Below are 11,116 nucleotides of genomic sequence, written 5' to 3' on the forward strand. Positions count from 1 at the left end.
TTACTAAAATACATGCAGCCTTTACCGGAAAAGATGGAAAAACCTATTTCTTTTCTGGCAATGAGTATGTTCGTTTTTCAGACAAAGAGTTTTGTCATTTGGACAACGGCTATCCCAGAACAACTAATGACCTGTACAGTTTGGTTTACTTTTCAGTGTTAATCAAAGAAGATGTAAGGTGTATAGTTTTTTTCACTGTTCAGTGTTAACCGTTAACTGTCAACAGTTGCTCCCGACCTTACCACCCGAAAATCGGCAGGGCTGTAACATTGCTCGATTTAGACTGAGGGGGGCAGATGAGAACAGGATAGGAGCTGAATTTTCCCCAACTATTCGGGGGAATTTTGACAGAATTTATCCCTTTATAATTCTCTCTATCTAACCAAGAAATTAAGATCCCGGGGCAATCCATAGTTAACATTTAACAGTTTACTTTAAATAGTCAACAATATATAAATAGCCTTTTATGGGATCAAATCAAGGGATGTGCTTATTGTTTACCAACATTTTTGGCAAACAAACACCTTGGACAAAAATTTTGCTTTGCCCAATCTTGCCTGATCAACGACTAGGATGTTATCACATTTTTATTTCCCCGAGTGTTAATTTTTGTTTCCATCATCCATGGCTTATGGTTTAACATCATTTTTAAAACGTGCAGAATTAGCAGCTTCTGCGGCAGCCACATCCCCTTTTCCAAAAAAGGCAGGAAAAGGTTTGGGGAGCTCTAGTGCACGTTGAGTTGCAGCTCGGGCATCAATACGGTCAAACCAGGCTTGAAGGTTGTTCAGCCCATCCACTGATACTTTTGCCCAGTAATAAGCTCGTGCCCAAGGATAAGTAGCTATATCTACAATAGTGAAGTCATTGCCAAGGATGTAAGTTTTCCCCTCAAGCTGCTGATCCAAGACTTCCAGCAGCCTGCGTGATTCTGTCCCATAGCGCTTGATGGCAAATTCATCACGATGCCCTTGAGGTTCAGCAATCCGCTGAAAGTACATCGCCTGACCCATAATCGGTCCAATGCCACTCATCTGAAACATCAGCCACTGAAGTGCTTGGGATCGGGCTTTTTCCCCCTCGGGAAGGAACTTCCCATATTTCTCGGCTAGATACCAAAGAATTGCACCCGACTCAAAAACAACAAAATTGTCGTTGCTACGATCCACGATGGTCGGAATACGCCCGTTAGGGTTAAGAGATTTGTACCAGTCTGACTTTTGTTCTTTTTTGGAAAAGTCAATATAGGTCATCTCATAGTCCACTTCTGCTTCTTCAAGAAAGATCAGCGGCTTCCATCCGTTCATAGTCGATGCGGTGTAGAGATGAATTTCAGCTTGTTTGGTCATGATTTTTCTTTGGATGAGATATTGACTAAGAATAAGTTTTAATGAGCTTTAGAGCACTGAGCAGACAGAGGCTCTGCTACTTCAACACCTAAATCATGGGCGGAGTCAAGAAACACCATCTTTAGGTGACTGATGTATCGGTCTCGGTCAGCGTCAAATTGTGGATTTTTGATCACGTTGTAGCAAGCGAAATGGGGCAATTCCTCGAAGCCACAAAACTCATGACTCTTACGCATGGGCAGCAGCACCTCTTCTAGTGAGCGTCCTTCAAAGAAACTATTGGGATTATTAAAAACATCGGCGGGCGCATTCCATGTAGTAGACAGCATGAATTTCTTGCCATTCATCAGGCCACCCGATCCGTATGAGCCATCACTGTGCCCGAAAAACTCACCATAGGCGTAAACATCGTCTATGTAACGCTTCAGGATTGACGGCATCATGAACCAATACACTGGGTACTGAAAGATTACCCCATCAGCTTGCTTGAATTTCGCAATCTCCTCTGGAATGTTGTAGTCTTCTTCCACAACAGTGGTGAGTAGCTCGTATTGAGCTTTCAATATTTCCACCGCTATCTCGAAAAGACCTTGATTGTAGCGGCCTTTGGCGAACTCCTTAGTCTCTTTGCCCAAAATCAAAAGCAAAGTTTTCATGACTATTACTTCCCCCCATCAGATAATGTGTACAGTTATTGCTTCATGTATTGCTTCATGGTAAAAATTAAAGTTACTATAGTCAACTAGTATACGTTTAGTAACCAGGTATAAAAAATGAGTTCCGTCATGGACATGGAAACAGATAGCGATATCGACATCAAAACCAATAGCGATAGCGATCGCATCAAGAAAGCCATTGACCCCTGTCTCAGCCCCTGTCCAATCGAGCGTGGAATGAGGATTTTGGGTGGCAAATGGAAAGGATCGATTCTTTGGCATCTCAAGGATGGCCCGATGCGATTCAACGATCTGGCGCGCCAGATCGGCGGAGCTAGCAAAAAAATGGTGACCCAGCGGCTAAGAGAAATGGAGGATACGGGCTTAGTCAAGCGTAACGTCATCAGTACCAAGCCCATTGCTGTGGCCTATGAAATCACAGATTTTGGTCGAACAGCCCTCAGATTTCTGGAGGAGCTAAAGAAATGGGCAGAGGAATATAATATCTAATCTTTTAGCAGTTCTCAATTCGGTGAGGTAACCCGCCCTTGGGGTTAATGGGAGTCGAGAGTAGCGATGCATCGCTGTATCGCTTTTTCTATCAATCCTATGTTTACATCTCAAATAAAAATGCTATATTTTGTCATACTATTAATTGGTTTTTATCTTGGGTAAACCTCAAAAGCTAACTGGTGCCGATAAAAACACACGTTGAATTCCGCGAAAAAGTTCATGTGTCCGAGAATTACAGGCACGTCTTTGGATTGAGTCCAAGCAAATGCCAGCAAAACAGGCGAAAACGAAGCAACTGTACCCGAAATAACCAATCCTCGTGCCTGACTTTGAGCCAAGTTCCCACTCAAGGGAATGGAGATGGTTTGGTTCTCCCAGACTGCCCCTAGCTGTACGCCAATCTCGTAAGGCAGAACATTGACACTTGCACCGGTATCCAACAATGCCATCACTTCTAGAGAACGGTTCCCCAAACTGAGAATCAAGGGTAAATATGGCATGATGCTCGATCGCCCAAGGCTATCGGTTCGCTCTGTAAATTAAAAACCTTGACCATCAACCATTGGCTGCTTCCTGTGCTGCTACCAGAAGATCTGACAAGGCTTGAACTGCCTCGCGATCTGCCTGAGGAGACCAGAACACAGCTTCAGTTGATGCCAACTGATTCAGAAGCACGTTTTCAGAATCACTATCTTCAACAGATTCTAGGCTACATCCTTCTTCTTTAGCAACTGCAAGGAGAAGAAAGTGGATGAGTCGAAGTTTATCTTGATGAGATAGTTTACTAACCGTGGGTAAAAGTTCGCTGAGGGACATATTGGTTCTCTCAAATGAAAATGCTATAGGTAGAATGTAGAATTTAGAATTTAGAATTTAGAATTTAGAATTTAGAATTTAGAATTTAGAATTTAGAATTTAGAATTTAGAATTTAGAATTTAGAATTCGGCATTCGGCGTTGCTTAATAATGGAATGATTTTAAGAGTAGGTGCGCGCCTCCGAGGCCGCGAGCAATCCCTCGCGGCCTTGGGTCGCACCTGTGGAATGGGCCTCAGGCGTGGAACTGGCATCTTGCCAGTTTCAATATATTTTCGGGCGGGCAGGATGCCCACTCTACTTCTATTCATTCCTTGATTCAGCAACACCCTGAATTCTGCATTCTACATTCTACATTCTACATTCTTATAAATTATTAATTCTACATTCTACATTCTACATTCTTCATTCTTCATTCTTCATTCTTCATTCTCAATTCAGAAACATCTCAAACACCAAAATAAGCCGGTTCATTCCCCGGTTTCCACTTAATATTGCAACCAATACTAGGCTTTTGCTCAGAATTCACTGGTTGCGACCCTAGCACCGCATCAATAGCTGCTCGTAAATCCTTACCGGTAACTGGTATCCCATTACTAGGACGACTATCATCCAATTGACCTCGGTAAACTAGCTCTTGGTTAGCATCGAATACAAAAAAATCTGGGGTACAAGCAGCTGTATAGGTCTGAGCGGTTTCCTGACTTTGATCATGACAGAAGGGAAAAGTGAATCCCAGCTCCTGAGCCATTTCCTTAAGTTTATCGGGAGCATCATCCGGGTAATTATCGGCATCATTAGCGCTAATCGCCACCATACCGATATTAGCATCGGCATAGTCTTTCCCTAGCTTAGCCAATTCTCCCTGTACATGTTTAACAAAAGGACAATGGCGGCAGATAAACATGACCAGTAACCCCTGCTTACCGGCAAAGGTGTCTAAGGAAATCGTCTCCCCAGAAACCGCATCCGGTAACTGAAACTCTGGTGCTTTGGTACCTAAGGACAACATTGTCGAGTTAACTAGTGCCATCGTTTTACTCCTAAACTATTGCGGTGACAACTTATATTCTTCTAACCTTGCCTACCATATCAGATCCCATGGCAACGGCTATGATCTGATATAGCGCTACGCGCAAGTCCGCAAGTCCGCAAGTCCGCAAGTCCGCAAGTAAGCTATGACTAAGTTTCGGAGTTTAGGAATGTCAAACATCTGAATGGGTAGTGCTATAGCAGTCGCCAGGGCAGTTAGGACATGACAAAAGTCTCACACCCTTTGTAAGCGATGCAGCGCGGTCTTGGGGGTTTCCCCCATGAGCGACTGCATCAAGAAGCGCAAGAGTTTGACTTCTGACAAATGACTTCTGACTTCTGACTTCTGCTATATATGGTAATCCGACCCAGAACCAAACCAGCAAACCCTCTTCAACCTTCAACCAAACCACCTTCAACCAACCAACCTTCAACCAACCAACCTTCAATCAACCAACCTTCAACCAACCAACCTTCAATCAACCAACCTTCAATCAACCAACCTTCAACCTTCAACCAAAAAAACGTGGTATAATATATCCACTTCCAAGAGGGAGTTGTTTGGAAAAGGTAATCAGAAAGGAACGGAAGATTCTGGTGCCAGCGGTTACCGATGATGAATGGGAATGACTGTTTCAGGTGTTGCAGCAAAGGCGAGTAAAAGATGAAGATCCCTATCAAACCCTTGTCATAAAACAATGGCCTTTCGGCCACGCTACGCGAACGCGCTACCCTTGGAAAGCACAACCGTTGCCCAAGGGAGGGAACCCTAAGGGTTAGCAGTAGTCACTGATGGTAGAAACCCCCCCATGAACGCGCTCCATGGCGACCAAGATCAGCAGAGGGGATGGTCAGGGCGTAAATCCGATTTTGGCAGAAGCACAACAGTTGGAATGAATATGACCGTCCAACCCAAAGATTTCAATGACAATAACAATGAATCATTAAGAATGCTAGCACGGGCGATCGCATTTTCTCAGGGACAATTTTCTCTGATTTTAGCCCGTTGTAATTATCAATCATTGCGGCAGCGATTAACACAACAACTGACAGAACACTACCAGATTAAGTTTCACTCCAGGGCTTTGGCCTCATCGGCTCTTAACCTCTATAGCAATGTTCAAGCGGAACTGACTTCAGAACTACCCAATGCCGTGATTGTTCACAATTTGGAATTAGTCAAGGATATTGATCGGCTATTGGTTTCTACCAATAATGCACGGGATGAATTTCGCAAAACGTTCCCCTTCCCCCTGGTGTTATGGGTAACCGATCAGGTCCAACACAAGCTCAGACGAGTAGCACCAGATTTCACCAGTTGGGCTGCTACTCCCATTGGCTTTGAGATGGCAACGGATGAGTTAATTGATTTTATCGAGCAAACCGTCAATCAGGTCTATGGCAAAGTATTAAACTCTGGTGCTGGTAGATTTCTAGACAATGATGACTTGAATTTGGGCATTGGTTCGACTCGCCGCACCGAGTTAAAGTCAGCCCAGAATGAGCTAAACCATCGTAAAGTCAGATTAGACCCACCGTTAGAAGCCAGTTTAGAATTTGTCTTGGGTCGTGCCGGTGATGGGTCATCACAAGAGTCTCTGGAACATTATCAGCGTAGTTTAGCCCTTTGGCAGCAGATTGAGCCAGAGGCCAGGGCAACCGAGGGAAAACCCCAAACATTCACCTCCTCATCAGAGCGGATTGGATGCTTACTGTATTATTTAGGATTATGGTGGCGTACCTATGGTGAGAGACATCGGGCTGAACATAAAGTGGCTTGTGGTCATGCCGCAGAGTATTATCAGCAATGTATTAAGGTCTTTGAACAGGCTCAGCGACCAGACTTAGTTGCCAAGTTTATTAATCCTTGGGCAGAAGTACTGCAACGACTGGGACAGTGGGATGAGTTGGAGGCGGTTGCTAACACAGCCTTGACTCTCCATCAAACCTATGGTAATCCCTTTAGACTAGCGCGAGCCTATGGCTTTTTAGCAGAAGTTGCTTTATGGAAATCTGATTGGACTAACGCGCAACAGTTAGCCCAACAGGCTCTGTCAATCTTAGAAGAGGCATTGTCTGAATTCTGTACACCAACCTCATGCTCACTCGATACCGATTGTGATTGGGAGCGCTCATTTCACCAAGGTTGGTATTTATTGTCTCTAGCGCGATCGCATCGTGGGGCCGCGCGATCGCTTGGTGGGGCTGAGCGATCGCAACAGCAACAGCAGCAAGCTAAAATCCAAGACAGTCTGACAACTCTGGAAACGGCCAAAGCCAGAACCAAACCCCAGTATGATCCAGAGCTTTACATTCGGATTTTAGAAGAACTGCGCCAGTGCTACTGCCAACAAGGTAACTATTTGACTGCTTTTCGGGTTAAACAAGAACGACGCTCGATTGAGCAGCAGTACAATTTTCGAGCCTTTATTGGTGCTGGTCGATTGCAGCCTAAACAACAGGTAACTAACCCAGCATTACCTGATCTAGAACCGCACAATTCTGTCACCCCAGCCATTGCTGCCTCTGGTAGACAAGGGGATGTTAATCGCTTAATGCAACGTATGGGCCGTAGTGACCATAAACTAACGGTAATTTATGGTCAATCAGGAGTAGGTAAAAGTTCCCTTGTCCAAGCTGGGTTAATTCCCACTTTGAAACAAAAAACCATTGGCTCCCGTGAGGTTTTAACGGTTTTCCAGCAAGTTTATACCGATTGGATTCCGGAATTTGGGAAAGCCTTAGCCAAGTCTCTGGCCGAAAAACACCTGATTAACTATCAGGCTAATACTCTCGAAACAACAAGCGCAATTCTCAAGACATTCTGGAAAATAACAGAAGAAAATATCCTAGTGGTTTTAGTCTTTGACCAATTTGAAGAATTTTTCTTTGCTGCCAAAGACATAAAACAACGACTGGTTTTCTATGACTTCCTGAAGAATTGTTTGAATATTCCCTATGTTAAAATTATTTTATCCCTTCGAGAAGATGACATTCATTATTTGTTAGAGTGTAACCGTCTAATTAACTTAGATGTCATCAACAACAATATTTTAGATAAAACAATTCTTTACTATCTCGGTAACTTTTCCCCAAAGCAAGCTCAATCAGTTATTCAAAGCTTAACTGAACACACGGCATTTTCTCTAGAGCCAAAGCTAACGGATGCCTTAGTTAAGGATTTAGCAGGAGATACCAATGAGGTGCTCCCCATTGAATTGCAAGTGGTAGGAGCTCAGCTCCAAGCGGAAAAAATTACCACCTTAGCAGATTATATAGCCAAAGGTCCTAAGGAAAAACTGGTTGAACGATACCTAGAAACAGCTATTAAAGACTGTGGTGAAGAGAACGAACGAATCACTAAACTTGTTTTGTATTTGCTTACCGATGAAAACGGGATGCGGCCCCTAAAGACTAAGGCTGAATTAGCGGAAGATTTGGACTTAGAAGAGGAGCAACTAGATTTAGGATTAGAAGTGCTAGTGGGTTCTGGGTTAGTCTTTGAAGTGCCAGAATACCCCGCTGATCGTTATCAGTTAGTTCATGATTATTTAGTATCATTTATTCGCCAAGGACAAGAGCCTCAAATCCTAGCGGAGTTAAAACTCACCAAAGAAGAACTAAAGCAAGCACTCCATCAAGAACAAGAGGAACGAAGACGAGCAGAAATTGCAGAAATTAAAGCCCTTAATTCTCTATCTCAAGCTCTACTATCTTCCCACGACCAGTTAGGAGCATTGGTCGCTAGTGTAAAAGCTGGTAAACGATTACTCACCACAGAGGTTACTCCTGATATCAAACAGCAACAAGTCAATCAGCTTCAGGAAATTATCAATAACTTGCAAGAGTGCAATCGTTTGGAAGGACATAATGCGGGAGTATTTGGTGTTTGTTTAAGTCCTGATGGTAAACTAATTACCTCTGCTAGTGAAGATGGCACGATCAGGATTTGGGGAATTGATGGGAAAGCTTTGACAAGCTGTCGGGGCCACAAGGAGCAAGTGTTTAGCATTAACTTTAGTCCCAATGGTGAGATGTTTGCCTCTGCTAGTGCTGATAGCACCATCAAACTCTGGCAACGGGATGGTAGGTTACTGAAAACTCTCAGAGGTCATAAAAACCAAGTTTTCAACATTAGTTTTAGTCCCGATGGTCAAACCATTGCTGCTGCTAGTAAGGATGGCACGATCCAGCTCTGGCATCCTAATGGTACTCGGATTAAAACCCTGACCAGGTTTGGTCCTGCTAACTTTGGGATTAGTTTTAGTCCTGATGGTAAATCCCTTGCGATCGCTAGTGAAGATGGCACTATCAAGCTCTGGAATTTACACAGTAGTTGGCCCAAAATTTTCAATCGTCATGCTAGGGGTGTCTTGAGTGTCTGCTTTAGTCCAGATGGTCAGATGCTGGCTTCCGGGAGTTGGGACGGTACCGCTAAACTCTGGAATATAGATGGCAAAGAACTCAACTCCATCGATAATTATGGCTTGCCAGTCTATCGGGTTAGATTTAGTCCCGATGGTCAACTATTAGCACTAGCAAGTAAAGATAATCGAATTCGACTGTATAACCTTGATGGCATTAAGCTCAAGACCTTACGAGGACACAAAGGGTCTGTGTGTGGGGTAAGTTTCAGCCCCGATGGACGGCTACTGGCTTCTGCTAGTGTAGATAAAACTATCAGACTTTGGAGTCTTAAGGGCATTGGACTGAATACTCAGCAAAGCCATACTGGTAAACTTATCGGCTTTTGTTTTAATTCTACCGGTCAGCAGTATGCTTCAGCTAGTGAAGATAAAACAGTGAAACTATGGAATTTAGAAGGCACATTACTCAGAACATTTTCAGGACATCAAGCTAGTGTCAGGAGTGTCAGTTTTAGTCCTAAAGCAAAACTATTAGCCACTGCTAGTGTGGATGGTATCATTAAAATTTGGCATCTTAATGGAGCCTTACTGCAAACCTTTCCAGCCCATGGTCTGAGTATCAGGAGTCTAAGTTTTAGTCCTGATGGTAAAATCCTGGCCTCTGCGGGTAATGACAGAATTATCAAGCTGTGGGGGATTGATGATAAGTATGGACAGGATAAGGGAGTACTCTTAAATACTCTTAACGGTCATATTGCTAAAATCTATACCATTAGATTCAGTCAGGATGGTCAAATGCTGGCTTCCGCTGGAGAAGATAAAACCATTAAACGTTGGCATCTTGATGGTAGCTTAATCGATACGATTCCAGCCCATAGTCTAAAAATAGTCTGTTTGAGATTCAGTGGGGATGGTGAAATTATGGCTTCCGCTAGTGCTGATAAAACGGTGAAACTATGGAGTTTGGATGGTAAACTGATCACTACCTTACAAGGACATCAAGCAGGAGTTAGAGGTGTTGTTTTTAGTCCTGACAGTCAAATTATTGCTTCAGTTAGTGCTGATAGGACGGTAAAGCTTTGGACTCGTGATGGTAAGGAATTCAAAACCCTAAAAGGACATCTTGCTCCTGTGTGCAATGCCTGTTTCCTGGCTGATGGTGAAACTTTGGTATCGGTCAGTGAAGATGGTACTGCTAAAATCTGGAATATCGATGGTACAGAAATCAAAACCGTTGGCGGACCGATTAATGACAGTACAGTCCTAGGTGTAAAACCTGGACAGGGGATAGTTACCAGGGGGAGTCATACCACTACCTCTGATTTAAGCTCTGATTTAAAGGATTTATTGGTGAAGGGGTGCTATTGGATCAGGGACTATTTGAACCATAATCCGACCTTGAGTGAAAGCGATCGCAAATTGTGTGATGGGGTTTTACCAGAACTGTTGAATGGGGAATCGGGAATCGGGAATCGGGAATCGGAACCCACCCCTAACCCCTCCCAGGAGGGGAACGGGAGTCGGGAATCGGGAGTATAGCTTTTTTTAGTCTAATCAGGTACACAGGATTCCCTGTTCCCTGTTCCGGTGATCCGCTGTTCCCTAGCTAAATACTGCTATAAACAAGCTGCTCTACACAACTAGACCGATTGCTGAGCCATAGAGGATTTGAGTAGCACCAGAATTGATAATACTTCCGAGGTCTTCACCAGGAACTCCTATGGCTAAGTCATCGTAGCCGTCCCCATTGAAGTCCTGCACCGCCAAGCTAGATCCAAAGTTATCGTACCTCTCAGCTATATCGTTAACGCCAGAACTATCTTGGGTCCAGAACTGGTTGCCAGTAGTAGTCAAACCAAAGACGGAACCGTAGATAATGTTTACAGCCCCAGCATCAGTGATTGAATTGATATTTTCATAGGGACTTCCCACGGCTAAGTCATCGTAACCGTCCTTGTTAAAGTCGCCCACAGCTAAGGTAGTTCCGAAGCGGTCAAATCTTTCAGGGTTGCTGCCAATGAGATCGTCTTGAGTCCAGAGTTGGCTACCAGTGGTAGTCAAGCCTGTTACAGAACCATAGAGGGTATTAACTTTACCTCCATCGGTTACGTTCCCATTGGTCAAATCTTCATAAGGAGCACCGATAGCCAGGTCATCATAGCCATCCCCGTCGAAATCTCCCGCAGCTAAACTGCTACCAAAGCGGTCACCTTCTTCATCACCCCCTTGAGGAAAGGCCGTCTGGGTAAAGAATTTGCTAAGTACAGGACAAAAAGTTGAAAAGATAGACAGGAAAAGGGTTTCATGGAAAAAACAACAACTTTCAACGAAACCCTCATGAACCAGGTTAACTTGCTGGTGCAAACATTGAAACCTGATCTGAA

General features: G+C 43.9%; 11 protein-coding genes. 5 read left to right on the forward strand and 6 right to left on the reverse strand.

From position 1 onward, the window contains the following. Positions 1–209, forward strand: a 209-nt coding sequence (locus F6K37_RS21270; RefSeq protein ID WP_287251965.1) for a hemopexin repeat-containing protein, incomplete at its 5' end; no start/stop codon positions are given. A gap of 420 nt (positions 210–629) precedes the next feature. Here the strand turns inward: F6K37_RS21270 and F6K37_RS21275 are convergent. Both F6K37_RS21275 and F6K37_RS21280 read right to left on the reverse strand, forming a co-directional pair. Next, positions 630–1,349, reverse strand: coding sequence for a glutathione S-transferase family protein (locus tag F6K37_RS21275; RefSeq protein WP_287251967.1), 720 nt, complete (start codon positions 1,347–1,349; stop codon positions 630–632). A gap of 38 nt (positions 1,350–1,387) precedes the next feature. Next, complete coding sequence (locus F6K37_RS21280) at positions 1,388–2,005, reverse strand: NAD(P)H-dependent oxidoreductase (RefSeq protein WP_287251969.1); 618 nt, start codon at positions 2,003–2,005, stop codon at positions 1,388–1,390. A gap of 135 nt (positions 2,006–2,140) precedes the next feature. Here F6K37_RS21280 and F6K37_RS21285 point away from each other — a divergent pair, with 135 nt between their 5' ends. After that, positions 2,141–2,515: a winged helix-turn-helix transcriptional regulator gene (locus tag F6K37_RS21285; protein ID WP_165691884.1), complete on the forward strand. Its 375-nt coding sequence runs from the start codon at positions 2,141–2,143 to the stop codon at positions 2,513–2,515. 152 nt (positions 2,516–2,667) lie between these two features. Here the strand turns inward: F6K37_RS21285 and F6K37_RS21290 are convergent, their stop codons facing one another. The 3 genes from F6K37_RS21290 to F6K37_RS21300 all read right to left on the reverse strand — a co-directional run bounded on the left by F6K37_RS21290 (position 2,668) and on the right by F6K37_RS21300 (position 4,366). Beyond that, the gene (locus F6K37_RS21290; RefSeq protein ID WP_502887762.1) at positions 2,668–3,021 is read right to left on the reverse strand and encodes a pepsin/retropepsin-like aspartic protease family protein; all 354 of its coding nucleotides are present in this window, start codon (positions 3,019–3,021) and stop codon (positions 2,668–2,670) included. A 52-nt stretch (positions 3,022–3,073) separates the two neighbouring features. After that, positions 3,074–3,334, reverse strand: a complete 261-nt coding sequence (locus F6K37_RS21295; RefSeq protein ID WP_287251972.1) for a hypothetical protein — start codon at positions 3,332–3,334, stop codon at positions 3,074–3,076. A gap of 447 nt (positions 3,335–3,781) precedes the next feature. Then, entirely contained in the window at positions 3,782–4,366 is a 585-nt protein-coding gene (locus tag F6K37_RS21300) for a thioredoxin family protein (RefSeq protein ID WP_008184625.1), read from the reverse strand. Between the two features lie 354 nt (positions 4,367–4,720). Here F6K37_RS21300 and F6K37_RS21305 point away from each other — a divergent pair, with 354 nt between their 5' ends. The 3 genes from F6K37_RS21305 to F6K37_RS21315 all read left to right on the forward strand — a co-directional run bounded on the left by F6K37_RS21305 (position 4,721) and on the right by F6K37_RS21315 (position 10,271). Beyond that, positions 4,721–4,900 carry a hypothetical protein gene (locus F6K37_RS21305; RefSeq protein ID WP_154659797.1) on the forward strand — a complete coding sequence of 60 codons (180 nt, stop codon included), beginning with the start codon at positions 4,721–4,723 and terminating at the stop codon, positions 4,898–4,900. Between the two features lie 107 nt (positions 4,901–5,007). After that, positions 5,008–5,145 carry a hypothetical protein gene (locus tag F6K37_RS21310; RefSeq protein ID WP_154659796.1) on the forward strand — a complete coding sequence of 46 codons (138 nt, stop codon included), beginning with the start codon at positions 5,008–5,010 and terminating at the stop codon, positions 5,143–5,145. Between the two features lie 29 nt (positions 5,146–5,174). Next, complete coding sequence (locus F6K37_RS21315) at positions 5,175–10,271, forward strand: WD40 domain-containing protein (protein WP_287251975.1); 5,097 nt, start codon at positions 5,175–5,177, stop codon at positions 10,269–10,271. Between the two features lie 93 nt (positions 10,272–10,364). Here F6K37_RS21315 and F6K37_RS21320 read toward each other — a convergent pair. Next, on the reverse strand, positions 10,365–11,116 hold a 752-nt coding region (locus F6K37_RS21320; RefSeq protein WP_287251976.1), incomplete at its 5' end, for an FG-GAP repeat protein.

Source organism: Moorena sp. SIO4E2 (genome assembly GCF_010671945.1).
In the GTDB taxonomy this organism is placed as follows: domain Bacteria; phylum Cyanobacteriota; class Cyanobacteriia; order Cyanobacteriales; family Coleofasciculaceae; genus Moorena; species Moorena producens.